Annotated in this window: 26 protein-coding genes, 1 tRNA gene and 1 riboswitch; of the genes, 15 read left to right on the top strand and 12 right to left on the bottom strand. The window is 71.5% G+C overall.

Annotated elements, in window-relative coordinates:
• Positions 1–146 precede the first annotated feature (146 nt).
• From A1QA_RS0105895 to A1QA_RS0105880, 4 genes are all read left to right on the top strand, one after another.
• Positions 147–419, top strand: coding sequence for a type II toxin-antitoxin system TacA family antitoxin (locus tag A1QA_RS0105895; protein WP_017177997.1), 273 nt, complete (start codon positions 147–149; stop codon positions 417–419).
• Positions 416–928 carry a GNAT family N-acetyltransferase gene (locus A1QA_RS0105890; RefSeq protein WP_017177996.1) on the top strand — a complete coding sequence of 171 codons (513 nt, stop codon included), beginning with the start codon at positions 416–418 and terminating at the stop codon, positions 926–928. The genes A1QA_RS0105895 and A1QA_RS0105890 overlap by 4 nt, the downstream gene beginning before the upstream one ends.
• Positions 929–1,920: 992 nt before the next feature.
• On the top strand, positions 1,921–2,256 hold the full coding sequence (locus tag A1QA_RS0105885; RefSeq protein ID WP_017177995.1) for a transcription regulator of the Arc/MetJ class: 336 nt from the start codon (positions 1,921–1,923) through the stop codon (positions 2,254–2,256).
• An 87-nt stretch (positions 2,257–2,343) separates the two neighbouring features.
• Complete coding sequence (locus tag A1QA_RS0105880) at positions 2,344–2,964, top strand: LytR C-terminal domain-containing protein (RefSeq protein WP_017177994.1); 621 nt, start codon at positions 2,344–2,346, stop codon at positions 2,962–2,964.
• Positions 2,965–3,145: 181 nt separating this feature from the next.
• Here the strand turns inward: A1QA_RS0105880 and A1QA_RS0105875 are convergent, their stop codons facing one another.
• Entirely contained in the window at positions 3,146–4,546 is a 1,401-nt protein-coding gene (locus A1QA_RS0105875; RefSeq protein ID WP_017177993.1) for a uracil-xanthine permease family protein, read from the bottom strand.
• A gap of 269 nt (positions 4,547–4,815) precedes the next feature.
• Between A1QA_RS0105875 and A1QA_RS0105870 the strand changes: the two genes are divergently transcribed.
• Positions 4,816–5,127, top strand: a complete 312-nt coding sequence (locus A1QA_RS0105870; protein WP_043508331.1) for a DUF4190 domain-containing protein — start codon at positions 4,816–4,818, stop codon at positions 5,125–5,127.
• 136 nt (positions 5,128–5,263) lie between these two features.
• Positions 5,264–5,998 (top strand): glutamine amidotransferase-related protein, encoded by a 735-nt coding sequence (locus A1QA_RS0105865; RefSeq protein WP_017177991.1) that lies wholly within the window; start codon positions 5,264–5,266, stop codon positions 5,996–5,998.
• Positions 5,999–6,055: 57 nt separating this feature from the next.
• On the opposite strand, the gene A1QA_RS0105860 is transcribed toward A1QA_RS0105865, so the two are convergent.
• From A1QA_RS0105860 to A1QA_RS0105850, 3 genes are all read right to left on the bottom strand, one after another.
• A complete protein-coding gene (locus A1QA_RS0105860) occupies positions 6,056–6,910 on the bottom strand; it encodes a phosphorylase family protein (RefSeq protein WP_017177990.1) in 855 nt (284 codons plus the stop codon).
• 110 nt (positions 6,911–7,020) lie between these two features.
• Entirely contained in the window at positions 7,021–7,524 is a 504-nt protein-coding gene (locus tag A1QA_RS14960) for a hypothetical protein (RefSeq protein WP_017177989.1), read from the bottom strand.
• Positions 7,517–7,705, bottom strand: a complete 189-nt coding sequence (locus A1QA_RS0105850; RefSeq protein ID WP_017177988.1) for a helix-turn-helix transcriptional regulator — start codon at positions 7,703–7,705, stop codon at positions 7,517–7,519. The genes A1QA_RS14960 and A1QA_RS0105850 overlap by 8 nt, the downstream gene beginning before the upstream one ends.
• A 156-nt stretch (positions 7,706–7,861) precedes the next feature.
• Between A1QA_RS0105850 and A1QA_RS0105845 the strand changes: the two genes are divergently transcribed.
• On the top strand, positions 7,862–10,792 hold the full coding sequence (locus A1QA_RS0105845) for an ATP-dependent RNA helicase (protein WP_017177987.1): 2,931 nt from the start codon (positions 7,862–7,864) through the stop codon (positions 10,790–10,792).
• Positions 10,793–10,862: 70 nt separating this feature from the next.
• Positions 10,863–11,789: a fructosamine kinase family protein gene (locus tag A1QA_RS0105840; RefSeq protein ID WP_017177986.1), complete on the top strand. Its 927-nt coding sequence runs from the start codon at positions 10,863–10,865 to the stop codon at positions 11,787–11,789.
• Between the two features lie 70 nt (positions 11,790–11,859).
• Here the strand turns inward: A1QA_RS0105840 and A1QA_RS15790 are convergent.
• The 3 genes from A1QA_RS15790 to A1QA_RS0105830 all read right to left on the bottom strand — a co-directional run bounded on the left by A1QA_RS15790 (position 11,860) and on the right by A1QA_RS0105830 (position 13,459).
• Positions 11,860–11,948: transfer RNA gene (locus A1QA_RS15790), tRNA-Ser, on the bottom strand.
• 190 nt (positions 11,949–12,138) lie between these two features.
• Entirely contained in the window at positions 12,139–12,723 is a 585-nt protein-coding gene (locus tag A1QA_RS0105835; RefSeq protein ID WP_017177985.1) for a DapH/DapD/GlmU-related protein, read from the bottom strand.
• Positions 12,724–12,877: 154 nt separating this feature from the next.
• Entirely contained in the window at positions 12,878–13,459 is a 582-nt protein-coding gene (locus A1QA_RS0105830; protein WP_082181133.1) for a nucleoside deaminase, read from the bottom strand.
• A gap of 133 nt (positions 13,460–13,592) precedes the next feature.
• Here A1QA_RS0105830 and betT point away from each other — a divergent pair, with 133 nt between their 5' ends.
• Both betT and upp read left to right on the top strand, forming a co-directional pair.
• On the top strand, positions 13,593–15,767 hold the full coding sequence (gene betT / locus A1QA_RS0105825) for a choline BCCT transporter BetT (protein WP_017177983.1): 2,175 nt from the start codon (positions 13,593–13,595) through the stop codon (positions 15,765–15,767).
• A 52-nt stretch (positions 15,768–15,819) separates the two neighbouring features.
• A complete protein-coding gene (upp, locus tag A1QA_RS0105820; RefSeq protein ID WP_017177982.1) occupies positions 15,820–16,458 on the top strand; it encodes a uracil phosphoribosyltransferase in 639 nt (212 codons plus the stop codon).
• 155 nt (positions 16,459–16,613) lie between these two features.
• Here the strand turns inward: upp and A1QA_RS13710 are convergent, their stop codons facing one another.
• Positions 16,614–17,309 carry a transposase gene (locus tag A1QA_RS13710; RefSeq protein ID WP_244266069.1) on the bottom strand — a complete coding sequence of 232 codons (696 nt, stop codon included), beginning with the start codon at positions 17,307–17,309 and terminating at the stop codon, positions 16,614–16,616.
• A gap of 623 nt (positions 17,310–17,932) precedes the next feature.
• Here A1QA_RS13710 and A1QA_RS0105810 point away from each other — a divergent pair.
• The 4 genes from A1QA_RS0105810 to A1QA_RS0105795 all read left to right on the top strand — a co-directional run bounded on the left by A1QA_RS0105810 (position 17,933) and on the right by A1QA_RS0105795 (position 20,790).
• On the top strand, positions 17,933–18,256 hold the full coding sequence (locus tag A1QA_RS0105810; protein ID WP_154652246.1) for a hypothetical protein: 324 nt from the start codon (positions 17,933–17,935) through the stop codon (positions 18,254–18,256).
• A 34-nt stretch (positions 18,257–18,290) separates the two neighbouring features.
• On the top strand, positions 18,291–18,554 hold the full coding sequence (locus A1QA_RS0105805; protein WP_017177979.1) for a hypothetical protein: 264 nt from the start codon (positions 18,291–18,293) through the stop codon (positions 18,552–18,554).
• Positions 18,555–18,643: 89 nt separating this feature from the next.
• A complete protein-coding gene (locus tag A1QA_RS0105800) occupies positions 18,644–19,396 on the top strand; it encodes a hypothetical protein (RefSeq protein ID WP_020372762.1) in 753 nt (250 codons plus the stop codon).
• 101 nt (positions 19,397–19,497) lie between these two features.
• A complete protein-coding gene (locus A1QA_RS0105795; RefSeq protein ID WP_020372761.1) occupies positions 19,498–20,790 on the top strand; it encodes a hypothetical protein in 1,293 nt (430 codons plus the stop codon).
• Positions 20,791–20,886: 96 nt separating this feature from the next.
• Here A1QA_RS0105795 and A1QA_RS0105790 read toward each other — a convergent pair whose 3' ends face one another.
• From A1QA_RS0105790 to A1QA_RS0105780, 3 genes are all read right to left on the bottom strand, one after another.
• Positions 20,887–21,747 carry a MetQ/NlpA family ABC transporter substrate-binding protein gene (locus tag A1QA_RS0105790; protein ID WP_017177978.1) on the bottom strand — a complete coding sequence of 287 codons (861 nt, stop codon included), beginning with the start codon at positions 21,745–21,747 and terminating at the stop codon, positions 20,887–20,889.
• A gap of 99 nt (positions 21,748–21,846) precedes the next feature.
• The gene (locus A1QA_RS0105785; protein ID WP_017177977.1) at positions 21,847–22,581 is read right to left on the bottom strand and encodes a methionine ABC transporter permease; all 735 of its coding nucleotides are present in this window, start codon (positions 22,579–22,581) and stop codon (positions 21,847–21,849) included.
• Complete coding sequence (locus A1QA_RS0105780; RefSeq protein WP_017177976.1) at positions 22,578–23,705, bottom strand: methionine ABC transporter ATP-binding protein; 1,128 nt, start codon at positions 23,703–23,705, stop codon at positions 22,578–22,580. Before A1QA_RS0105780 ends, A1QA_RS0105785 begins: the two co-directional genes overlap by 4 nt.
• Positions 23,706–23,709: 4 nt before the next feature.
• Positions 23,710–23,800, bottom strand: a riboswitch (SAM riboswitch).
• 114 nt (positions 23,801–23,914) lie between these two features.
• Between A1QA_RS0105780 and A1QA_RS0105775 the strand changes: the two genes are divergently transcribed.
• Positions 23,915–24,916, top strand: a complete 1,002-nt coding sequence (locus A1QA_RS0105775; protein ID WP_017177975.1) for an alpha/beta hydrolase — start codon at positions 23,915–23,917, stop codon at positions 24,914–24,916.
• Between the two features lie 131 nt (positions 24,917–25,047).
• Here the strand turns inward: A1QA_RS0105775 and A1QA_RS0105770 are convergent, their stop codons facing one another.
• Positions 25,048–25,719, bottom strand: coding sequence for a low molecular weight protein-tyrosine-phosphatase (locus tag A1QA_RS0105770; RefSeq protein ID WP_017177974.1), 672 nt, complete (start codon positions 25,717–25,719; stop codon positions 25,048–25,050).
• Between the last annotated feature and the right edge of the window lie 14 nt (positions 25,720–25,733).

Raw genomic sequence — 25,733 nt, 5'->3', positions numbered from 1 at the left:
GATGACTGTCAACTTCTTGGCCGCTCACCTTGAGCCTGACTGACTCAACCCTGGGGCGCGGGTGGGTATTCCCACGGCTCCCCAGTGACACCCGCCACCCATCTCACATGTCCGGCAAACTGCCGTACACAGGTAAGATGGCACCCATGACCCCCACCGCGACAGCGCCAGCGAGACTGGAACTCCGACTGCCCGCCCAGGAGAAGGCGGATATCGAGGAGGCTGCGGCGCTCACCGGCCGCACAGTGACCGAGTATGTGCGGACAGCCGCCAAGGAGGCGGCGCGCCTGGATCTCACGCGCTCGATCCAGGTTTCCCCCGAGGCTTTCGACGCGCTCCTCGTCGCGATCGACTCGACTCCCCCGCCGAACCCGGCAATGACCCGTGCGCACGCCCGCGCCGCGGAGCTGGGGCTATGACCGCCCACCCCCACTGGCGCATACGCCCCTTGCGAGAGGACGACGCCGTCGAGTCCTTCTCCTGCGGACACGATACCCTCGACCTGTGGCTCCGGAAGCACGCCTGGGCGAGCCAGCGCAGGCGGACCGCAGCGACGCAGGTCCTCCTGAACTCCCCGGACGAGGCTGCGGGCGCCGTCATCGGCTACTACTCCCTCGCCTCGACCTCGGTGATATCCGCAGACCTTCCCCGCCGCCTGGGGCGCGGCCAACCGGCCATCTTGCCCGCCTTCCTCCTCGCGCGCCTGGCGCTCGATCACTCCCTCCAGGGGCAGGGCATGGGAGGGGCCCTCCTCTCGCATGCTGTCCGATCAGCCGATCAGGCGAGCCGGATGGTGGCAGCCAGGCTGCTCGTCGTCGACACGATCGACGCCAGCGCCGCATCGTTCTACGAGCACCACGGGTTCACGCCACTGACCACCGACGATCGCCACCAGCGCTTCGCCGCCATCATCAAGCACCTGCTCTGAGGCGCCAGCCCGGCAGCGCGGCCGTTTTCAGCCAGCTCCCAGGCGATCCTTCAGGTTTCTTTCAGGTGGCGCAGCTTGAATGTGGCCACCGTCGAACGATGCGCGACGCGAGGGTTGGGGAACCCGGTGACCCGAGCGCATCGAGACTGGCAAGGGTCCTAGGGAGCCCGCGTCGGTCGTTTCGACGAAGGAGGCTGACTCCTCCCCTGTCATGGGAACCAGGGAAGTTGAGCAGCCTCACGAACGAAGGGCCCGCGGCCCCGAGAATCGCCACTCGGGGCCGCGGGCCCGCGTCATGTCGGCGCGCGGGACTCGCCTCGTTTGCGGACGCGCCCGGGGGTTGCCGACGTGTCCCGGGGGAACGTCCACAACCCTGAGGCACGTCCACAAGCACAGGCCTCGGCAATCGAGCGGTGAGAGCCCCGGCCCGTAGAACCAGAACCAACAGAAAGCGTCCTGTGAGCCGCGCCGGGTGTGGCTTCGCCGGGTTGTGGCCGCAGGTCGGGTGCCTCCAGCACCGGTGGTTGCCTCTGGCACCTTCGGTTGCGTTCTCACCGCACCCGAAGGTGCTAGACGCAACCCACAGTGCTAGACGCAACCGGCGGTGCAGAATGTCGCCGGCGCTGGAGGATCCAGGCGGCGGCGCCGGGCACGCCGGACAGCACCACCGCCCCAGCCCGCGCCCAGACGGCTCCAGGACATCTGAGACACAAACGCCCTCTCAGATGCCCCTCATCACGCCTCGCTCGCCCGCCCGGAACCCGCCTCCTGTTTTCGACCGGTCTCGACGAAGGGGCGCGCACAGCCAGGGGATCAGAATCTCGCCGTGCTGTTCGCCCGGTCTCGGATATAGAGAGGGACTATGAGGTGTCAGGGGCGTGGGAGGGTGGGGGAGTCCCCGTCGGGGCCCTCGACGTCTCAGCGCCGCCCCGACCGGCCCAGCGCGCGGCCCCCGCCGCCCGCCGCGTCGGATCACCGGCTAGCATGGGGCTGTGATCTTCAAGGCCGTGGGAGAGTCCGCCCCCTACCCCGATCATGGGGCGAAGGAGCAGCGCGTCTGGGCGACGATCGCCCCCCGCCAGGTGCGGCTCGACCAGCTCATCACCACGCGCGCCACCCTTGACCTGCGCGACCTTCTCGATGAGGACTCGACCTTCTACGGTGACCTCTTCGCGCACATCGTCTCCTGGCGCGGCAGCCTCTACCTGGAGACGGGCCTGCACCGGGCTCTGCGCGCGGCCCTCCACGGGCGCACCATCATCCATGGCAGGGTCCTCGAGCTCGACGATTCGGGCCGCCCCCTCCTGGCGCCGCTCCCGCCGTCCTGACCGAAGCCGCGCGACGTCCCGCATGGACGGGGCCGCCGTCGTCTGCCAGGCCCACACCACCCGCGCCAGTCGATTAGTCTGGGGAGCATGAGCACTTCGGACCCCCGATCTGAGTACCGCCGGCGCCTCCAGCACCGGCAGAAGGTCATCATCGGCAGCGTGCTGGTCGCCCTCGCCGTCGTCCTCATCACCTCCATCGGCGTGTACTCAGGGGTCCTGCCCGCCTACAGCCCGGACTTCTCTGCGGACCCCAAGGCCTCCGCGACCGCCGTCGCCCAGCCCTGCCCGCCGAGCGGCGCCACCAGCGTCGACCTCACCACCATCCAGGTCAGGGTCTACAACGGCACGCAGAACGCGGGGCTGGCCGGCGTCGTCGGCGACTCCCTGGAGCAGGCGGGCATGACGATCCTCGAGCGCTCCGACTGGCCCGACGGCACCTACAACGGCGACGTCGCCATCTCCGCGTCCCAGGCCGGGCTCACCAACGCCTACTCCCTGGCGCGCGCCTTCAACGGCATCGTCATCGTCCTGCTCGACACCAACCGGGACCCCACTGACACGTCGGTCTCCGTGATCGTCGGCACCGATTACGACTCCGGTCTCATGTCCCCCGACGCCATCGGCGAGCTCGCGGCCGGGGAGGCGATCGAGGCGCCGTCGTCCTGCGCCTCCGTCGCCCCCGAGGAACCGGTGGCCACCGCCCACTGAGCCGCGCAGCACGCGCCCGGCCCCGATCAACGCTCTCGCGCCACCGCCCGCAGGATTACTGCTGGCGACGGCGCGAGATCGTTGTTGGCAGGGCCGCGGCGGGCTGGGACGCGGCCGGGCACCGCCTGGCCGGGCACCGCCTGGCCGGGCTGGCCCTGGCGGCAATGCCGCGAGCCGGGGCCTACTTCTTGACGCTGCGCTTGGCGTAGGCGGGGCCCTCCAGCTCGGTGCCGGCGGGCGCGGAGGCGGGCGAGACCTCCTCGAGGTTCGTGCCCCGCGCCTTCGAGATGGCGCGCATGGAGTGGTAGACGATGATCGCCGCGCCGGAGCCCAGGGCGATGCCGGAGAAGGTCATGTCGCCGATGACCCAGGTGTAGTCGGCGATCGCCACGACCATCGCGACGGCGGCGGTGTTGAGGTTGACCGGGTCGGAGAAGTCCACGCGGTTCTGCACCCAGATGCGCACGCCCAGCATGCCGATCATGCCGTAGAGGATCGTGGCGGCGCCGCCGAGGACGCCCGCGGGGATCGTGTTGATGAGGGCGCCGAACTTCGGCAGCATCGACAGGCCCAGCGCGCCGATGGCGGCGACGACGTAAGCGGCCGTGGAGTAGACCCGGGTGGCCGCCATGACGCCGATGTTCTCGGCGTAGGTGGTGGTTCCCGATCCACCGCCGGAGCCGGCCAGGATCGTCGACAGCCCGTCGGAGATGAGAGCGCGGCCGGTGAGGTCGTCCAGGTTCTCCCCGGTCATCGCGGAGACGGATTTCACGTGGCCAATGTTCTCGGCGATGAGGACGAGCACCACCGGCACGAACAGGCCCATGAGGCTGAGGTCGAAGGAGGGGGCGCGGAACTGCGGGGCGCCTACCCAGCCGGCGGCGTCGATCGCCGAGTAGTCCACCTCGCCGCGGATCATCGCGGTGACGTATCCCACGAGCACGCCCAGCAGGATCGCCAGGCGCCCCATGATGCCCTTGAACAGGACCGTGATGAGCAGGATCGCCACGATGGTGACGACGGCGGTCACGGGCGCGGTCTTGACGTTGTTCCAGGCCGCGGGGGCCAGGTTGAAGCCGATGAGGGAGACGATGGCGCCGGTGACGATCGGCGGCATGAGGCGGTCGATCCAGCGCACGCCCGCGAAGTGGACGATGACGCCGATGATGAGGAGGGAGGCGCCGGCCATGATGACGCCGCCCTGGGCGAGGGAGGCCTTGGCCTGGTCGAGAGGGGTCCCGCTCTTGGCGTCGAAGCCGGTGACAGCGGTGATGGGGGCGATGAGGGCGAATGAGGAGCCCAGGTAGGAGGGCAGGCGCCCAGCGGTCACCACGAGGAAGAGCAGGGTGCCGAAGCCGGTGAAGAACAGCGTCGTCGCCGGGTCGAAGCCGGTCAGGAGGGGCACGAGGAAGGTCGCGCCGAACATGGCGACGATGTGCTGCATGCCGATGCCGATGGTGCGCGGCCATGAGAGGCGCTCCGACGCGGTGACAACGGCGCCGGGGGTGATGGATCGTCCGTCACCGTGGAGGGACCAGCCCCGGAAGAGCGGGGACGAGGACGATAGGGGCGATGAGGGCACGTGCGCTTCTCCTGTCGCGGATCGAGGAAGGACTCAGCGGCGTCGCCTCCCGTGGGATCGGGGGCGCTCGCGCGCGACAGGACCTGGCAGGACCCTGCCAGGCCTCCAGCATAGGCGCATCGGGGGCATGCTCCTGACCACGCCCGGGGGCCGCCGATGGTGGCATCGGTCGCACGACGCCGACGGCGCCGGGGCTGACTGGGCCGTCGGGCGCGTCCTCCTCCGCCGAGAGGATGCGGGCGATGACCCGCTCGGGCGAGGATGCTGCCATGACCTCGCCGCGCGCCCCGTTCCCGGGAACCGAATCACTCGATCCGGCGCAGATCTTCTCCGGCCCCGGCTACCAGGCTCCCCCCGTGCGCACCGATGGCATGGCCATGGCGGCGCTCCTGTGCGCGATCATCTCCTTCATCCCCCTGGTGGGGCTGGCCGCCGTCGGCCTGGGCGTCTGGGCCCTCCGGCGACTTCGGCACTCCTACGGCACGGGCCGGATGATGGCGCGCCTGGCCATCGTCGTGGGCGCCACGACGTCCGTCCTGTGGCTCTGGGGCATCAGCGCGCTCGTCGCCGCGACGGGGTGAGCAGTGGGCGAGCAGTGCCGGGCGGCAGCACCCGCTCCGCGCGGGTCGGGGCTCTGAACGCCCACCGCATGCCCTCGCTGTCCGGGGGACAACCATGACATCTGCCCGTAGCGAGGCCTGTCCTAGGGTGGATCGCATGAAGCCCTTCATCATGGTGTCGACGCGTCCCGAGATCACCGTCGCCGAGGACGAGTACGAGTCCTTCCTGTCCCTGGGCCGGCTCGACCGCGCGGACCTCACCCATGTGCTGCTCGAGGAGGTCGACTTCCTCGGCTCCTTCAACGCCGAGGACGTCTCCGGCGTCGTCATCGGCGGCAGCCCCTACAACGTCTCCACGCCCGAGGCCTCCAAGACCCGCTCCCAGCTGCGCATCGAGGAGCAGGTGAGCGAACTGCTGGCCGTCGCCCTGGCCAAGGGGGTCCCTGCCCTGGCCACCGGCTTCGGCCTGGAGGTGCTGGCCGCCTACCTCGGCACGACGACGTCGGCCGAGTTCGGCGAGACCCTGGGCACGGCGGAGGTGTTCCTCACCGAGGAGGGGCGCCACGACCCGCTCCTGGACGGCATGCCGCCCTCGTTCACCGTGCTCGTCGGGCACCACGAGGGCGCAGTGGATGTGCCCGAGCACGCCACGCTTCTCGCCTCCTCCCCCGACTGCCCCGTGCAGATGCTCCGCGTGGGCGCGTCCGTCTACGGCACCCAGTTCAACCCCGAGCTCGACGCCGACCGCTTCGCCCAGCGCATGAGTGTCTACACCGACGCCGGCTACGGGCACCCCGGCCAGGTCGAGGAGCTCCTGCGCGGCGTGCGCGGCGGAGAGCATGTGGCGGGCCGGATCATCGCCCGGTTCTTCGAGCACTTCGCCCGGGACTGACGGACGGGTGTGCCGAGGCCGGAGCATCCACCCCGGTCCCCACTCAACCGCGCGGCGTCAGGCGAGCGTGGCCAGGGCCGCCTCGATGACATCGCAGATGACGACGGGCGCGGGCCTGTGCGCCACGGGCATCCCCACCGGCGGGGTGACGGCGGCGCGGCGGCCGGCCACCCTGGCCGCGCTGCGGCGGCCCGAGCCCGGGCGCGGGGGCGCGCCGGCGATCGAGTCGACATAGAGCAGGCCCGCCACCTTGACGCCCCGCACGGCCAGGGCCATGGCCTCGGCGACCGTGTCCATGACGACGACGTCGGCGCCGAGCCCGCCGAGCACCGCGGCCTCGGCGCGGCCGGGCCGCACCGGCCCGGGGACGAGAGCGGCGACGGCACTGCCGCTCACGCCGTCGACCTCGGCGACGACCTCGGTGAGGGGCTCGTCCCATGTGGCCTCGACGGGACCGGTGGCGGGGAAGAGCGGGGTGCCGGAGAGGTTGAGGTGGTCCCCCATGGCCAGGAGGTCGCCGAGCTCCGGGGATCCCAGTGACGAGGCACGGCCCACGAGGAGCGCGGCGCGGACCCCCGCGCCCGCGGCGATGCGCGCGAAGGCGGTGGTGCGACGGGCGGCGCGGCCCTCGAACAGACAGGTGCGGCCGCGGGCGACGAGGACGCCGAGCCCACCGCGGTCGTAGGACATGAGGGAGTCCTCCTGGCCCGAGGAGCCAGGCGCGGAGACGCCGGGGAGGAAGGAGAGGCGGACGCGGGAGGCGGGGCGCCCCCAGGCGTCGTCGAGGTCGGTGAGGAGGGTGGGCTCGGCGATGACAAGCAGGTCGTGGCGGGCGCGGCCCGTGGCGAGAACGATGGAGGCACCAGCGGGGTCCTCATCCCAGGTTCCGGCTGCGGCGGGGGACGTTGCCACGGGATCTCCCTCCAGTTGTCTCCGAATGCTCCGGGGGCAGCCTACCTGTTCCTGCTACCAGGGCCCTATGAGGCCCATCGCCGCCTCTCACAGGCTGGCCCGCCGACGGCTCAGAGCTGGCGGCGGTAGTAGATGGTCGCCCCCAGGAGGGTGATGGCCTCGAGGAACATGAGCCCGATCGCGAAGCGGCGCAGGGGCACGGCGTCGAGCGCCGCCAGGAAGCCCAGCGCGCAGGCTCCGGCGTAGCCGACGATGCCGACCACTTTCCAAGCGCGGCGCGCGATCTCCTGGTCGCGCTCATCGTCGATGCCGTCGAACTGGCGGGCGAAGGCGGAGTCATAGCCCCGGCGCCCGCGGTGCAGCAGGAACGCGCAGACGGCCATGGTGATGAGCGCGCCGATGCCCCCGCCGAGAGTGACGCCCTGCAGGTGCTCGCTCGTCGTGTCCGGCAGGAGCAGGAAGATGACGAAGCAGGACAGGCCGAGCACGCAGTAGACGCTGAACCAGATCCGCTGGAAACGGCGCTTGCGGGCGCGACGGCGCTCCTCGGGGCTGGGCTCGGGGGCGGCCGGCGGCTCGGCGGCGGAGGTGGGAGCGAGCGTGGGCTCAGGCATGGAAGATCTCCTCGACGGTCAGCCCGAAGTAGCGGGCGATGGCGATGGCCAGAGGCAGGGAGGGGTCGTACTTTCCCTTCTCGATCGAGTTGACCGATTGGCGGGACACTCCGAGCGCCTGGCCAAGCTGCGCCTGGGTGAGCCCCCTGGCCTCCCGCAACTCGCGGACGTCGTTGTCCATCCGGTTCCCACCCCCGCACCGCGCCCTGCTCGAATGATGTCATGCTTCCTTGACACGTTTAGTGTGAGTGCCGGACGCCGCCGCGTCAAGCGCGCGCAGGGCGACGGCGGATGCCGCCCTCGCCGTCGCGCTCGGCCCCTGGGGGACAATGCCCGCATGACGCCAGCCAAAAGCACCAGTCCGGGCGCGCCCGGCGAGGGCGCCCTCGAGGCGCTCCTGGCCTCGCCGCCCGACCTCCCCGTCGTCGCCGGACTGCCGCGCCTGCGCTCCCTGCTGGACTCCCCAGCTCCCGACGGCGGGGCGCCGGCCGCCGTCGTCACCGCGCCTCCGGGGACGGGCAAGACCACGCTCGTGCCGCCGATCGTGGCGCGGACGCTCAGCGGCGCGGGAGGCGTGGGGGGTGCCGGGCGGGTCATCGTCACCCAGCCGCGCCGGGTGGCCGCCAGGGCGGCCGCGCGGCGCCTGGCGAGCCTGCTAGGCGAGGAGGTCGGGAGGACCGTCGGCTACGCGGTGCGGGGCGAGCGCCGCTCCGGGCCGGGCACCCGCATCGAGGTTGTCACGGCGGGCCTCCTCCTGCGCCGCCTCCAGGCCGAGCCGGACTTGCCGGGGGTGGGCGCCGTCGTCCTCGACGAGGTCCACGAGCGGGCGCTCGACGCCGATCTCCTCCTCGCGCTCCTGCTCGACACGCGCGCGGGGCTGCGCGAGGACCTCGTCCTCATCGCGATGTCGGCGACTCTTGAGGCCGGGCGCCTGCGCGAGCTGCTCGGCGGGGCCACCGGGGGCGGCGGCAGCGGCAGTGGGGGCGACGGCGGCGCGGACGGGTCCCGGGCCCTCGCCCCGCTGCTCGGTGTCCCCGGCGCGATGCACCCGATCACGGAGCAGTGGGCGCCACCACCGGCCAGCACCGCGCGCCTCGGCCCGCGCGGGGTGCCGAAGGAGTTCCTCGCGCATGTCGCCGCCACCACGGCGCGGGCCCTGGCGGAGCACGACGGCGACGCGCTCGTCTTCCTGCCCGGCGCCCGCGAGGTCGACGACGTCGTCGCCCGACTGCGCCAGAGCCTGCCGGGGGCAGGGGACGGTGTGGGAGACGTCGACGTGCTGCCCCTGCACGGGCGGCTTCCCGCGGCTGCCCAAGATGCGGCGCTGGCGCCGAGCGCGCCGGGGCGGCGGCGGGTGGTCGTCTCGACGAATGTCGCCGAATCCTCGCTGACCGTGCCGGGAGTGCGGATCGTCGTCGACTCGACCCTCGCCCGCGAGCCGCGGCTCGACGTCGCCCGCTCGATGAGCTCGCTGGTGACGGTGGGCGAGTCCCGCTCGGCGGGTGTCCAGCGGGCGGGGCGCGCCGGGCGCGAAGGGCCGGGCGTCGTGCACCGGTGCTGCACGCCGTCGGACTGGGCGCGCGCGGCGGCCTCCCCCACCCCGGAGATCCTGTCCGCCGATCTCACTCGGCTCGCCCTGGAACTTGCGGCCTGGGGCGCGCCCGGCGGGGTCGGGCTTATCTCGCCGGCATGGATCGACCCACCGCCAGACGCGGCAATGCGGGCGGCGACTGAGACTCTGAGCGCGCTCGGGCTCGCCGAGGATGGCGGCTCGGGGCGGATCACGCCGCTCGGCCGTGCGGTGGCGGCGGTTCCCGCCCCGGTGAGGGAGGCGCGCGCCCTCCTCGTGGCCGCGGGCATGATCGGGGCGCGGGCCGCCGCTCGCGCCGCAGCGCTCCTGACCGCTGATCTACGGGTACCGGGGGCGGACCTGTCGGCGCTGGCCAGGGCCGTCCGCGAGCGCCGGGCCGGCGCGAGGGACGCCGCCCAGTGGCGCCAGGAGGCCGAGCGCCTGGAGCGGGCGGTCACCGAGGCGCTCGTCGGCACGGGGAGCGCCGGGAGCACGGAAGGGGCGGCGGGCGCGGCAGGTGTCCGGGAGGCCCTAAGAGGGCTCGGCTCCGTTGCTGGCCTGGGTTCCGACGGCGCACGGGGCCTTGGAGGGCCGCGCGGCCCTGAGGAGTTGGTGGCGCTGGTGGCGGCCCTGGCCCGCCCCGAGTGGATCGCGGGCCGCCGCGACTCGGCGGGCTCGGCTGGTCCGGGTGGCACGGGCGGCTCTGCTGGCCGGGGTGGCGCCACTCGTTCCGCCGGTCCCGCCCCTGGGCGAGCGCGGGCGGGGGTCGCCTACGCGAGCGTGGGCGGCACGGGCCTGCGTCTCCCGGCGGACTCGCCGCTGGCCTCCTCCCCATGGCTGGCCGTCGCCGACGTCGGCCGCTCCCCGGGCCGCAGTGACGCCCTCATCCGCGCGGCTGCGCCTATAGATGAGGGCTTGGCGCTCGCCGTGGCCGCCGACTGGCTCACCGAGGAGGACCGGACGGTGTGGGCCCAGGGCCGTCTGCGCTCCGAGCGCGCCCGCCGCCTCGGCGCGATCGTCCTGGCCACCACCCCCGGCCCACCGCCGGGGCCGGGCGAGGCCGCGAGCGCCGTCGTCGACGCTGTGCGGGAGGAGGGCCTGGGGATCCTGCCGTGGAGTGATGGGGCGCGCGAGCTGCGCGGCCGCCTGGCGCTGCTGCGCGCCGAGATCGGCGAGCCCTGGCCGGCGGTGGACGACGACTCGCTGCTGGCCGCCGCCGAGATGTGGCTGGGCCCGGCCGCCGCGGCCCTGGCGTCGGGCGGTCGGCGCTTCGACGTCGGCCGCCTGGACATGCTGGCCGCGCTGCGGGGGCTCCTGCCGTGGCCCGAGGCGGCGCGGCTCGACGAGCTCGCCCCGGAGCGCCTGGAGGTCCCCTCCGGTTCGCATGTCCGCCTGTCCTACACGGGCGACGACGGCGAGCCGCTGCCCCGCCCCGTCCTGGCGGTGCGGGTGCAGGAGTGCTTCGGCTGGGCGGGCACGCCGCGCGTGGCGGGCGGGCGGGTGCCGGTGCTCATCCACCTGCTCTCCCCGGCCCGGCGGCCGGTGGCGGTGACGGACGACCTCGCCTCCTTCTGGGAGCAGGGGTATCCGCAGGTGCGCGCCGAGCTGCGCGGACGCTACCCGAAGCACGCCTGGCCGGAGGACCCGTGGTCCGCCCCGGCGACCCGGGGGACGGGCCGGCGCCGCCCTCAGGGCTGAGGGGCTGCGGGCGCGACCAGCCGACGGCGGCTTGCTGCGCGTCGGCGCCCGTGCGTGCCAGGCTGGGCGCATGAGCGCGAGCACGTTCCGCAAGCTTGATGAGGGTCCGGTCTCCACGGCGGTCGAGGCGCAGGGCCTGAGGTGGCTCGCCGAGGCGATGCCCGACGGCGGCGCGCACGTCGTCCCGGTGACGCAGGGCGACGGGTGGATCGAGGAGCCGCGCCTCAGCCACGGGGGCACGACGGCTGAGGCTGCGGAGGCCTTCGGCCGGGCGCTGGCGGTCACGCACGCGGCGGGCGCCCCGTTCTTCGGGGCCGCGCCCCCGGGATGGGATGGCGTCGGGCAGATGGGGCGCTCGCGCATCCGCCTGCGCGACCACGACTCCACCGATCCGGCGGACACGGGCCGGGCCTGGGGCGCCTTCTACGCCAGGGACAGGATTGGCGCCTATATCGGCGATTGCCGGGATTCCGGGGCGCTGAGCGAGAGGGGCGCGCGGGTGCTGGAGCGGGTCTGCTCGCGGCTGGCCGACGGCGTCTTCGACTCCCCGCAGCCGGCGCTCGTCGAGGCTGGGGCGGCCGCGCGGGGGCAGGCGCGGGCGGTGTCCCGCACGCATGGGGACCTGTGGTGCGGCAATGTGCTGTGGGTGCCGGTCGGGGAGACCGACTGGGCGCCGTCGGGCGCGGGGCTGGGACCGGCCGGAGGGACCGCAGACTCGGGCGCGGGTTCGAGCGCGGGACTGCCGGGCGACGTCGGCGTCCTCATCGACCCGATGGCGCAGGGCGCGCACGCGGAGACGGACCTGGCGGCGCTGGGGATGTTCGGGCAGTCGCATCTCACACGGATCATCGGGGCCTACAACGAGGTCTCGCCGCTGGCCGACGGGTGGCGCGAGCGGATGGGGCTGCACCGCCTGCACATGCTCATGATCCACGTGTTCCTCTTCGGCGGCGGCTATGGCATGGAGGCGGTCAACCAGGCCCGCCAGTACGTGTGAGCCCGCGGGCCACGGCGAGGCAACAGGACGAGTGAGGGCCCCGATCACGTGGATCGGGGCCCTCACTGACTGGCGGTAGCGCTGGGATTCGAACCCAGGGTGGCTATGAACCACACAGACTTTCGAGATCTGCACCTTCGGCCGCTCGGACACGCTACCTCAGGCGTTGAGGGTACACGCCCGCGCCCTTCCCGCCCAACCTGGCGCCCCTGCGACCTCCCTCACGGCCTCTCCCGTCCCTCCGCCGAGACCGGGCGAACAGCACGGCGAGACCGGGCGAACAGCACGGCGAGATTCAGAGCGCGGATGACGCCGTCGAATCTGGTAGGAACTCAGATCTCGCAGGGGCTCAGGAGGCGGGGATCTCGCGCAGCACAGCGGCGGGGACGCCCCCGACGACGACGCCCGCGGGCACATCCCGTGTGACGACGGCGCCCGCGGCGATGACCGATCCGTCCCCCACGGTCACGCCCTTGGTGAGGACCGCTTTGGCGCCGACCCACACGTCGTCGCCGAGCCGGATGGGGGTCGGGTACGTGGTGGCGCGGTCGGCGACGGCGAGGCCGTGATCGAGGGTCGCCATGACGACGTCGTGCCCGATGAAGCAGCGATCGCCGATCCAGATGCCGCCCTGGTCCTGGAAGCGGCATCCGGAATTGATGAACACGTCCTCACCGAAGTGGGTGTTCGCGCCGAAGTCAGTGGTGAAGGGAGGGAAGAGGCGCAGCGATTCCGGCACGGGACGGCGGGCGATGCGGGCCAGGATCGCGCGGACCTCGCCGGGGTCGCGGAAAGCGGAGTTCAGTTCCGCGGTGAGGCGCTGCGTCTCGATCGCGAAGGCGCTCTGGAAGGCGCCCTCGGGAGCGCCACCGCCCACCGGCCTGCCGGCGTTGACATGGTCCAGGAAGGCCTGGAGGGTCATCTCCCCGCTCATCGCGCTCTCCTCTGCCGCTGGCCCGTAGCCCCGCCGTTCTCCACCGGGGCCCGGCTGCCGATGCTACGCGCCAGTCTGTGGAGAACCACCCGGTTTCGCCGTGCTGTTCGCCCGGTCTCGCGCAGGGAGAGCGGGGAGAGGGAGGGGGGCAGCGTCAGCGGCGGGGGGCGAAGAAGTCGGTGAGGAGGGCCGCGGACGCATCGGCCCGCAGTCCGGCGACGACCTCCACCCGGTGGTTCGCCCGGGGGTCGCGCAGCACATCGCGGATCGAGCCGCAGGCGCCGGTGCGCGGCTCCCAGGCGGCGAGCACCACGCGCGCGAGCCGCGCCAACTGGATCGCGCCGGCGCACATCGTGCAGGGCTCCAGGGTCACCACCAGGGAGCACCCGTCCAGGTGCGAGCCCTCCAGAGCCCGGCCAGCGGCTCGCAGGGCCCGGATCTCGGCGTGGGCGGTCGGGTCGCGCTCGGCCTCGCGGGCGTTGGCGGCCTCGGCCAGCACCCTCCCGCCAGGATCGAGGACGACGGCGCCCACGGGCACCTCCCCCTCCCTCCCGGCGACCCGCGCCAGGGCGAGGGCGCGGTCCATCGCGGCGCCGTAGCGCTCCTCCAGGAGCGCTGGCTGCCTGGCAGCCGCGCCGTCCCCACCGGTGGGGACGGCGCGGGGAGCCGACGCCGATCGCTCAGTCACGCCCCAAGCCTCCCACAGCCCCGCGGCCCCGCCCCCGCAGTCCCCCATACCCTCCCCCATCAGCGCCACCTCGGATCGTCATCATTCTGAATTATGATTCCCAGGATTCTGCCAGCCTTCGGAGAGTGAATGTTATGAAAATGTTGCAGGCCTTGAAGACTCAAGAAGAAGGAGACAACAGGTGACTATCCAAGCGGAGCGGGCCTCCCTCGCACCCCAGGAACCGCCCCAGGCCACCGCCCCCGATGGGTCCGCTGACAAGCGCCTCAACACCACCGTCTTCGCGGTCTCGGGCAGCATCATCGCCGCCCTCACCCTCGCGGCGATCCTCGTGCCGCGCACGATCCAGAGCATCTTCAACACCGCCGTGGCATGGGCGTCGCGCTGGTTCGGATCGTTCTACGTCCTGGAGATCACGGTCGTCCTCGTGTTCGTCGTCGTCCTGGCGCTGTCGCGCTACGGGACCACGCGGCTGGGGCCGACCAACTCCACCCCGGAGTTCTCCACCTTCTCCTGGGCGGCAATGCTCTTCGCAGCGGGCGTGGGCACGGGGATCATGTTCTTCGCCGTCGCCGAGCCGGTCTCCCAGTACCTCACGCCACCCACGGGCGCCCCGGAGACCGAGGAGGCCGCCCGCAACGCGATCGTCCTGACCCTCCTCCACTACGGGGTGTCCGGCTGGGGCCTGTACTCCCTGGTGGGCATGGCGCTGGCCTACTTCGCCTACCGGCGCCGCCAGCCGCTCGCGGTGCGCGCCACGCTGCGCCCGATCCTTGGGCGATACACGGACGGGATCCTCGGCGACGTCGTCGACGCGGCCGCGCTCATCGGCGGGGCGATCGGGATCGCGGCCTCCCTGGGCGTGGGGATCGTGCAGTTGAACGTCGCCCTGACGATCCTGTTCGGCATCCCGCAGGGGACGGCCGCCCAGATCGGGCTCGTGGCGCTGTCGGTCCTCATGGCGACGGCGTCGGCGGTCTCGGGCGTGGACCGCGGGGTGCGCATGCTCTCGAACATCAACGTCCTGCTGGCGATCGCCCTGGCGCTGTGGGTGCTGGTCACGGGTGACACGGCGTTCCTGCTGGACGCGCTGGTCGGCTCGATCGGCGATTACGTCACCTCCTTCCCGGGCCTGACCCTGGAGACCTACGCGTGGAGCCGCCCCACCGAGTGGCTCAATGGCTGGACCCTGTTCTTCTGGGCGTGGTGGATCACGTGGGCGGCGTTCGTGGGGATGTTCCTGGCGCGGATCTCGCGCGGCCGCACGATCCGCCAGTTCGTGCTCGGCTCGCTGGCGCTGCCACTGACCTACGTCATCATGTGGGTGTCGATCTTCGGCAATCACGCCCTGTCCGTCGTGCGCGGAGGGGACCGGGCCTTCGCCGAGCTGACAGCCTCCACCCCGGAGCAGGGTTTCTACGCGCTCCTCGAGGCGCTTCCCGGCGGGCCAACCCTGGTGGCGCTCTCGCTGTTCATCGGGATCCTGTTCTATGTGACCTCGGCGGACTCGGGCGCGCTTGTCATGGCGAACCTGTCCACGCGCACGCGCACCGGCGATGAGGGCGACGCCCAGCCGTGGCTGCGGATCTTCTGGGCTGTGCTCGTGGGAGTGCTGACGATCGCCATGCTGCTCGCTGGCGGCATCCCGATCCTCCAGCAGGCGACGATCGTCATGGCCCTGCCGTTCAGCGTCGTCCTGCTGCTGGTCATGTACGGCCTGTGGAAGGCGCTGCGCACGGAGGCGAGCCACCGCGACGCCCGCTCGCACGCCTTCCGCAACCGCGCGCTGGGCCTGACGGGCACGGCCGCTGGCCTCAAGCGCGCCTCGTGGCGGGACCGCCTGGCTCACACCTTCGAGACGGTGTCGCCCGCGCAGGCCTCCCGGGCCCTCAATTCCCGGATCGTCCCGGCCCTGGAGGCCGTGGCCACCGAGCTGCGCAAGGAGAACCTGGCGGCCGAGGTCTATGTGGAGGGCCCGGAGGCACAGGATCCCGACGACGAGCGCAACTTCCTCGGCCGCGCCACCCTCCTCGTCACGGCGGGGCCCGAGACCGGCGAGGGCGAGTGGGTCGCCGAGGCCGGTGGCGAGGGCAGTGCCGAGGCCAGAGTGATGGGGCCAACGGTGGAGCGCTCCAGCGGGCTCGACTCCTTCCGATACGTGGTGCGGATGGTGCAGGCGCCGGTGGCGGCCTTCGGCGTCGTCGTCCATGAGGCGACGGACCTCACGGTGCGCCTCGAGGTCCGCCCGCGCGGCGGGGGCCAGGGCTACGACGTCATGGACTGGTCCTCGGACCAGGTGGCGCATGACGTCCTGGACCACTACGAGCGCTGGCTGGATTACCTGGGGAACGCCTGAGATGAGGCCCGCAGCGCCCATGCGGCGCGCCCCGGGGCCGTAGGCTGGCCCCATGCATCTCATCGACGTCGACCACCCCCTCATCGATCACAAGCTGGCGGTCCTGCGGGACCGGACGACGAACTCGGCGGTGTTCCGCCAGCTCGTCGATGAGCTCGTCACCCTGCTGGCCTATGAGGCGACGCGGCATGTGCGCACGGAGCCGGTGGATATCGAGACGCCGGTGGCGGTGGCGCCGTGCCAGCGGATCGCGGCGCCGCGGCCGATCGTCGTGCCGATCCTTCGGGCGGGCCTGGGCATGCTGGAGGGCATGACGCGCCTGCTGCCCACGGCTGAGGTCGGGTTCCTGGGGATGAAGCGCGATGAGCAGACCCTGGAGGTGGACACCTACGCGAACCGCCTGCCGGACGACCTCTCCGGGCGCCAGTGCTTCATCATCGACCCGATGCTCGCCACCGGGCACACGCTCACGGATGCCACGAACTACCTGCTGGATCGCGGCGCGCGGGATGTGACGGCCCTGTGCCTGCTGGCGGCCCCGGAGGGCCTGAAGTACCTGGAGGACGCCATTGGCGACCGCGCGAACGTCACGGTGGTGACTGCCGCGGTGGACGACCACCTCAACGAGCAGGGCTACATCGTGCCGGGCCTGGGCGACGCCGGCGACCGCCTCTACGGCATCGTCGACTGAGGGGCGGGACGGAGCTGCCTGGCCACCTTACCGACGCGCCACTGGCCACAACTCGACCGCCGTGCGATGACGTGCTCCGTGGCCGGTCACGTCATACCCCGCAGAAGGCATGAGGGAAGCAGTTCCGTCTGATTATCGGGTTCATCGAGGCTTATTCATAGGGTGTAGGTGAATATGAGTCCGAGGACTGCGGTGATGGTTTCCGGGAAGGTTTCCGGTGGTCTTCTGCAGCCGGTGCGCAGGACTCTCCAGGTCTTGATGCTGGCGATGACTCGTTCGATCTTGTGGCGAATCTGGTTGACGGCCCGGTTGCAGGCCTTGTCGTCTGGGCGGGGGGGAAGTCTCGCGGGTTTTCTTCTCGGGGTGATCACGCCCAGCCCGATGCGCCCCTTGTCGCCAATACGCCTGGGTGGTGACGCCCCGTCGGGCAGGCCGGTGGCGGGCACGTCGAGCAGGCCGCCGCGGCGCAGGGCCTGAGCGCCGTGCGCGCATCCGTCCTGGGGGTCGGACACCCAGGCCAGGGCCCCTGACAGGGCGCAGGCCACCTGGACGCTCAGCCCCGCGGTCTTGTGCTTGCCGGAGCACAGCTCAAAGTGGTCCTTCCAGGACCAGCACTGAAGCAGGGCGGAGTCGATGATCAGCTGGGCCGTGGCATCCAGGTCCTCCACCGTTGGAGCACTGCCGTTCAGGCATGCGGCAATCAGGGGCGTGCAGGCGCTGATGACGCGAAAGACGGTGGCCTGCCAGACTCCGTAGAGCTCGGCGAGCAGCTCCTGGGGCAGGTTGTGCCGCAGGCAGGTCAGGGTCAGGCGCACGCACACGAACAGCCCCAGCGCCCTCGCCCCGAACACAGGCAGAGGACCGGAGGCGTGAATGGCCTCGCACAGGCCCATAACCTCACACCGAGGGATTCTCGTGCTGCTATTCGTCATGGCGGTTTGCCTCTTGGTTGGATTGGCTTAAGCACCAAGGATTCTCTCAAGAGCAAGCCGCCACCCTGCTTAGCGGCACGCTATTACCAACAAAACACCCCTATGAATAAGCCTCGTTATCTGGCCCTTCCGGTTTGAGGCGGTAGCAGGCTGGTAGTCCGGGGCTGGCGCGCTGGAGGTCTTGCCGTGCATGGCAGGACATCCTCAGAGAACCCATCAACTTGTGCAGGGACTTCGAGAGCCCCCTCTAATCCCGCACGTCCGCACTCTCATACTGGAAGAGCCCCTTTGCGCCGAACCGCACTGACACAGTTGATTGAATCATATTCAGGGCGGCCTGGGGGCAGGTTGCCGTCGTCGGTCATCAGGGGAGCGCTCCCCAAAGCATCCGGGCGCAGGCGACGGAGAGCGAGGAAGAGACGGCACACCTGGAGAAGACCGCTTCCCGGTGTCCTCCCGCCGCGCGGTCGTCGACCCCGATAGGGACAACAGACGAGCCCACGCCCTCGGATTGTCACAGCCCGGTCACTATGCTCGTGGCCATGAGCGATGACCGCCGTTTCCCTGACGCCAGCGCCCAGCACGCGCTTTCCGGAGGCCCGACCCCCGAGGCACCCACCGGCTCACTCGCGATCCCGCCCGCGCCGGAGGAGGCCGCCAGCCCAGCAGGCCCGGCACTCTCCTCCTTGCCGCCGAGCCGGAAGCTCATCGCACTCAGCGCCTCCGCAGCCTTGCTCCTAGCGAGCATCGGGGCGGTTGGCGGCTGGTACCTCGCGCGGCACACCTCGCCCACCGACACGGAGCGCTCCACCGCCGACCAGGCGCAGGCCGTCTACCCCGGCCTCCGGCCTGCCGGACCCCTCTGACGACTGGCGCAACGGCGCCACGAAGACCTGGAGCATGAGCGTGGACTCCGGGGCGACATTCACCTACACCCCGGACCACGTGTTCGTGCTCAAGGACCGCCTTGATGTCACGGCCTACTCGTACTCGGGAGACACGATCTCCGAAGCGTGGTCCGCCAGGCTCGGCCGCGACGACGACAGCCTCTACACCACTGAGGCCGCGGTCCTGCAGTGGGGCTCCGCGTGGATGATCAACGGCGGCACCCTGTACGACCTCAACACGGGGCCTCCAGTCCGGCCCCCTGGGGGACGGGTGTAACGGCGGCGGTCGTCGACGACGTCGCCGTCAGCTGCGACGCCAATGACCTGTGCACGGCATGGAACACGGGCCTCCAGCAGCTGTGGAGCATGACCGTGCCCGGCACAGGGGACAAGAGCCCCGAGCCCACGAGCGACTCCGAGACTCGGACCGTCCAGCCTTACGTGACCAGGAACGGCCACCGCTACACCGACCTCCAGAACATCGTCATCGACCTCGACACCGGCGAGACCACCACCCTCACCCCTCCGAAGGAGCTCGAGAAGGTTGGCACGATATGGCCGGACCAGGACGGCTGGGTCCTCAGGTACACGACGCCCGGCGTCAAATCTGACCAGTACGCCAGTTTCTCCGTGGATGGCACCTTGGTCGAGGGCTACGAGAGCGGCGACGACGCCCCAAAGTCAGATCAGCCGATCTACCCGCACCGGGAGTTCCCAACCCTGGCGGAATACAAGTCGAAGTTCACCACCGTCAAAGCCACCACTGCGACGGGCACGTTCTCCGAGGTGGAGCACTGCCTGACGCACGCCACCATGTCCAACGGCGTCACGATCGCGCCCCCGGCGCCCACCACAGCGCCCATCCACGGACAGACTGTGGAGCACTACTGCATCGACGTCGCCTACTTCTCAAGCGACGGCAGTATCGTCATGCTCTCCAACCTGCATATCGGTTTTGGGAGCTTCGGCCAGATGTCCGATGGGATCACCGGGGCACCCATCCCCTTCGAGGGCATGGACTTCGCCGACCAGGCCAAGGTCACGCTCGCGACCCCCGCCTACGCCATCGGCGACAACCCCGCCACCGGCCAGCTCACCGGCTATCGGCCCGCGAGCTGAGCCCCTCGCCGACGCTCGCCCCCGGCAGGGCGGCTCAGTATGCTCGGGTCATGGGCAGCGATGGCAGCGATGGCCGAGACCGGCGTCGGCGCAGGAGCGCCGTGAGCGTGCTGGCCGCTCTCGTCCTGGCCGCCACCGGCGTCGGCGCGGGCTGGCACCTCGCCTCCTCGCCGGCGCCCACGCAGATCGACGCCGCCCCCACCATCCCCGCGCTGGGCGACGACGAGCACCAGTACCGCCCCGTCATCCCCAACCCCTCCGATCAATGGCAGGCGGGCGCCGTCAAGGCCTGGTCGGCCACCATCAGCGCAGGCGCCGAGGTCGTCACCTCCACCGACCACGTCTTCGCCATCGATAACCGCACCAACCTGACCGCGTACACCATCGGCGAGGACAGCGACTCCCTCACCCAGGCCTGGACCGCCACCCTGAATCTGGATGGCCAGACGCGCGCTCCCGCTGGCACGCCGAGCGTCCAGCAATGGGGGCACCGCTGGCTCATCCACGGCGCCACCCTCTACGACCTCACCACCGGCGCCACCACACCCGCCCCCTGGGGCAGCGGCGTGAGCGCGTCCGTCGCCGACGACGTCGCTCTGGCCTGCGACACCTCCCACCAGTGCCGAGCCTGGTCCACGGACCTGGGCGAGCTGTGGTCCACAGCCATCCCGGGCACCAACCCCGATGCGGGCGGCTACTCCGCCACCAGGGAGCCCCGCAGCGTCGTCGTCCATGAGGGCCGCCGCTACGTCTCGCTCGGGGCCGGGTTCGTGGACCTCGATTCCGGTGCCTTCACGCCCCTGGCGCTCCCCAACGGCGCCACTGCCTCCGGCTACCCGAGGCCCGCCAAGGACGGCTGGGTCGTCGCCTACTCGATGCCAGGAGGCGGCGGCGACCGCTACGCGAGCTTCGACCTGACCGGCGCCTACCAGGAGTCCTATGAGCGGGGCACGCGCCCCTCTGACCCCAGTTTCAGCATCTACCCGCACCGCCGCCTTCCCACCCTCGCCCAGGCCAAGGCGGAGATGACCGACCCCTCCGATCCCTCCGCCCTGGGCCACGCGACGACGGCGCGCTTCTGCGTCACCGAGATCACCATGACCGGGCGCCCCGCCTTCACCCCGCCCACAGCCGACGGCGATGCGAGCTCAGGGGACGCATGCCCGATCGACGCGCGCTCCTCCGACTCCGGCGGCGTCATCCTGCTGGTCGACACCGCCGCATCGGACACGAGCGCCGCCGCCTTCCACACCCTCGTCAACGCCGACACCGGCAAGAGCATCGCCCTGGAGGGTTCGGCGGACACCGCCACCCTCACCCTCACCTCCCCCACGACGCTGGTGAGCTGGGACTCCTCCACCGGCAGTCTCATCGGCTACCGCGCCACGCGCTGAGCGGGCCCCGCCCACCGGCCACTGCGGCCACCCAGCGGCAGATCGGCCCGGCCGCGCACTCGCGCGGCCGGGCCGATCAGTGCAGGAGGCCGGGGATCAGAATGCCGGGCGGACGGAGCCGTCGGACCAGGTGGTCTCGATGTAGGACTTGAAGTCCGCGGAGTTCATGATCTCGGCGAGCTTCTTGAGGGACTCGTTGTCCTTGTCCCCTGAGCGCACGACGAGCTGGTTCGCGGGGGCGGCGTCGACGGACTCGAGCTTGAGAGCGTCGGTGACAGGGGTGAGCCCGGCATCAAGGGCGTAGTTCCCGTTGAGGACGACGGCGGACGCGTCCTCCATGGTGTTGGCCACCTGGGCGCCGTCGACCGTCGTGAAGGTGAAGTTCTTCGGGTTGCCGGTCACGTCGGAGTCAGTGGGCAGCTCGGCGTCGGGGTTGAGGGTGACGAGGCCGGCGGCCTCGAGCAGCTTGAAGCCGCGGGCCGTGTTGGCCGGGTCGTTGTTGAGGACGATCTGGCCGCCCGCGGGGATCTCGTCGAGCGTGGTCGCCTTCTTGGAGTAGATGCCCATGGGCTCGACGTGGACGTCGGCGATGGACACGAAGTCGTAGCCGTGCTCGTCGATCTGCTGCTTGAGGTAGTTGGGCGTCTGGAAGAAGTTGGCGGCGATGGAGCCGTCGTTGAGGCTGATGTTCGGCGTCGTGTAGTCGTTGATCTCCTTGATGTCCAGGTCGATGCCTGTGCCGGACAGCAGGTTGTCCTTGATGTGGGTGAGCATCGTGACGTGGGGCTGGGGGGTGGCCCCGATGGAGATGACGACGGTGTCGCCGTCCTTCTTCATGCCCTTGGGCTGGCTGTCGGAGTCCGAGCCGCAGGCGGCCAGGGTGGCGGCGACGGCGGTGGCCAGGGCTCCGGTGGCGAAGGCGCGGCGGGAGATCGAGGAGGGCAGGAGGGTGCTCATGGGGAGTCCTTTCAATGGAAGGGTCTGGAGGTGCTGGGCGGTGCGATCGGGGGACGGCGGAGCGGCGTCGGCGATCATCTCTGCCGGCTGGCGGGGGCCTCAGCGGTGGTCCACCAGCCGGCTGAGCATGTCGCCCACGAGCTGGATGACGCCGACGATGAGGACGATGAGGACGACGGTGACGATCATGACGTCCGTCTGGTTGCGCTGGAAGCCGTACTGGACGGCGAGGTCGCCCAGCCCGCCGCCGCCGACGGCGCCCGCCATCGCCGAGTAGCCGAGCAGGGTGATGAGCGTGACCGTGGCGGACTGGATGAGGGTGGGCAGGGCCTCGCGCACGAGGACCCCCCAGGTGATCTGGTTGCTGGAGGCCCCCATCATGAGGGCGGCCTCGACCTTCCCCGCCTCCACATTGTTGACGGCGGTCTCCACCAGGCGCGCGTAGAAGGGGATCGCTCCCACGGTCAGCGGCACGCAGGCCGCCTCCCAGCCGAGCGACGAGCCGGCGATGACGCGGGTGAGCGGCAGGATCGCCACCATGAGGATGATAAACGGCAGTGAGCGGCCGATGTTGACGATCTGGGAGAGGACCTCGTAGACGAAGCGGTTGGGGTGCCGGCCCCGCTTGCCCGTGGTCACGAGCGCCAGGCCCAGCAGGAGGCCGAAGAGCACCGCGAGCGCCCCGGAGACGAGGGTCATCTCGAAGGTCTCCATGGTGGCGGGCCACAGCTTGTCCGTGATGGCGGGGTTCTCCAACCACTTCTTGTCCCGCGCGCCTGCGGGCAGCACGGCGGCGAGGGAGTCCAGGTGGGCAGCGGCGTTCAGGGCGATCATGAGCGCACCTCCGCGGTGGCGCCGGCGGCCGCCAGGGCGTCGACGACGCCGGGGGCCTTGTCGGCTGGAATGGTGAGGGCGAGGCGGCCGACCTGCGCCTGCCCCAGGGTCTCGAAGACGCCTCCGGCGACGTCGGCGCCGTGCTCGGAGGCCAGGGCGAGCACATGCGCGGCGGCGGGCTGGCCCGGGTGGGCGGTGAGCGCGACGTCGATGACGGCGTCGCCCTCGGCCAACGAGCCCTCAGGGATCGCTGGGACGGGCACGAGCTCGTGGGACAGGCGCGAGTCGACGTCGGAGGCGACGTCCTCGATCGGCCCGGACTCCACGATGCGGCCGGCCTCCAGGAGGCTGACGGAGTCGCAGACCTGGCGGACGACGCTCATCTCGTGGGTGATGATGACGACGGTGACGCCGAGGCGGTCGCGCACATCCTTGATGAGGTCGAGGATCGAGCGAGTGGTCTCGGGGTCGAGGGCGCTGGTGGGCTCGTCGCACAGGAGCACGGCGGGTTGGTCCGCGAGTGCCCGGGCGATGCCGACGCGCTGCTTCTGGCCGCCCGAGAGCTGGCTGGGGTAGGAGCCGCCGCGGTCGGCGAGGCCCACGAGGTCGAGCATCTCGGCGACCGTCTCGTGGCGCTCCCCCTTGGCCACGCCGGCCAGGGCGAGCGGGTAGGCGATGTTCTGCGCCGTCGTGCGCGAGTCCAGGAGGTTGGCGTGCTGGAAGACCATGCCGATCCGGCGGCGGGCCTCGCGCAGCTCGCGGGCCGACAGCGCGGTCATGTCCTGGCCCGCCACGCGCACCTCCCCGGCGGTCACGGGCTCCAGGGCGGTCAGGCAGCGGATGAGCGTGGACTTGCCGGCGCCCGACGTGCCGACGATCCCGTGGATGGAGCCCGCGGGGACGGTGAGGGTGAGGCCGTCCAGGGCGCGCACCTCGGTGCCGTCACGCAGGGTGTAGACCTTGACGACGTCGCGCAGGGAGATCATCGAGTCGTCCGCCGCCTCGGGGGCGCCCGCCTGGGCGGCCTCGGCAGTGGAGAGCTCGGCGTCGGTGAGGTCGGTGGGCTCGTCCGCGACTGCGCCGTCGGCCTCGATCGGCTCGGCACCTGGGATCGGATCGCTCATGAGTCCTCCATCGGTCCTGGCGGAAGCACCCTCACCCTCACAGGGGGTTGCTGCAGCGTCGTCGAGCCAGGTCTCTCAGCTGCTCTGGATGGTCGGGAGAACGGTACAAAGGCGAGTCGCGGGCGCGCAAGCCGCGCGACGATTCCGGGACCAAAGTCACGAACTGATGACGCGGGGCGGAAAAGCCCGCCCAGATCTACGATGCCTGCATGACCACGATCCTCCCGGACCTCCTGGGCGAGCCCTGGGTGGCGCGCCGCATTCCCGTCACGCCGTCCGACGCTGCGCCCGGGGCGGATCACGCGATCCTCGTCCACCGGCGCGACGCCGGCGCCGCCCGTCACGCGCGGGCGGTGCTGTACATCCACGGCCGGACCGACTACTTCTTCCAGACCCACCTCGCGGACGCACTCGATGAGACGGGCTTCGAGTTCTACGCCCTGGAGATGCGCGGCTGCGGGCGGGCGGGCGCGGACCTGCCCGAGGGGTCCTTCCCGCACGACACGACGGACCTGCTCGTCTACGACGAGGAGATCACCGAGGCGGTGCGGATCGTGCGCGAGGAGAAGGGGCACGGCGTCGTCGTCCTCAACGCGCACTCCACCGGCGGGCTGTCCGCGGTGCTGTGGGCGGCGGACCACCCGGGGGCGGTCACGGCCGTCACGCTCAACTCGCCGTGGCTGGATCTCAATGCCTCGGGCTTCATGCGCTCCTACGGCACGGCGGCGGTGGACCTCATGTCGCGGTGGATGCCGGGGCGGGTCATCGCGAACCCGGCGGCGCCCGAGGCGGACGACGCGGGCGCGTTCGAGGCCGACCCCTACGCCCGCTCCCTGCACGCCAGGTGGGGCGGGGAATGGGACTGGGACCTGTCGCTCAAGCCGTCGCCGGGATGGCCGGCGCGAGCGGGGTTCCTCACGAGTGTGCGCCGCCTGCAGCGGCGGGTCCGCCATGGACTGGGGATCGAGGCGCCGGTACTCCTGTGCTGCTCGACGGCGTCGGCGGCCCCCGGTGCCGGGCGCGAGGCGGTGCTGCGGGCGGACGCGGTGCTCGACGTGACGCAGATGGTGGAGCGCGCGCCGTTCCTCGGCGAGGACGTCACCGTGCGGCAGATCCCCGGCGGGGTGCACGACCTCGCGCTGTCCCCCGAGCCCGCGCGCGGCGAGTACCTGGCGGCCCTCACCGGCTGGCTCACCGCCCGCCTCCCCTGATCCCCGAGACCGGTCGAAAACAGCATCGAGAGCGCTGGGCGAACAGCACCGCGAGACCGGTTCACTGTCCACAGGGACGGCGGCGGCCTGGCGCCCCGGTCGGCCTGTGGAAACGCGGCCGGTTTCGCTCCTTACTTCGACCGGTCTCGCAGGAGGGCGGAGAGGGCGGGGGTGAGCTCGTCGACGACGCGCTCGATCGTCGCCAGGGTCTCCTCGAAGTCCTCCATGCGGCCGTACCAGGGGTCAGGCGCGTCGAGCCGCGACCGGGAGGCCCGCCCCGCCGCGATCGCGTCCAGGTCCGCCGCGCACTCCGGGTCGAACTCGCGGAACATGCGGATGCGCCGCGCCAGGTCCTCGGTGGCGTCCGGCCGCTGCGCGCGGCGCTGCACTTCGCGCTCATGCGAGGCCGTCATCGCCAGGATGAGGTCGGCCCCAGCGATCTCGGCATCCGTGATGCGGTGCGCCCGGTGGGAGGCGATACGCGCCGCGACCTTTGCTCCACCAGAACCGCCAGCACCGCCGTCGCCGCCCGCCTCGCCGTCGCCATAGCCGCAGCTGAGCAGGAGCCTCCTGGCCCGCGAGTCCATCGGGTTGCCGCGCTCCTCACTGGAGACCCCGGAGGAGGCCACCTCGACGCGCCCGGCAAGGCCCGCGGCCAGGAGGCGGTCGAGCATGACGATCTCCGCCATCGCCGAGCGGCAGATGTTCCCGGTGCACACCATCATGAGCCTGTAGGGGCCGTCGGGGTGGCGAGGGGTGGGCAGGTCGCGGGGGCAACTGGCGGTCGCAGGATTCGAGATCATGAGCCGATCGTGCC

The organism is Actinomyces timonensis DSM 23838, assembly GCF_000295095.1.
Classification (GTDB): Bacteria; Actinomycetota; Actinomycetes; order Actinomycetales; family Actinomycetaceae; genus Actinomyces; species Actinomyces timonensis.
The sequence above is the reverse complement of the archived record's forward strand: the minus strand, read 5'-3'. Positions and strand labels throughout refer to the sequence as shown.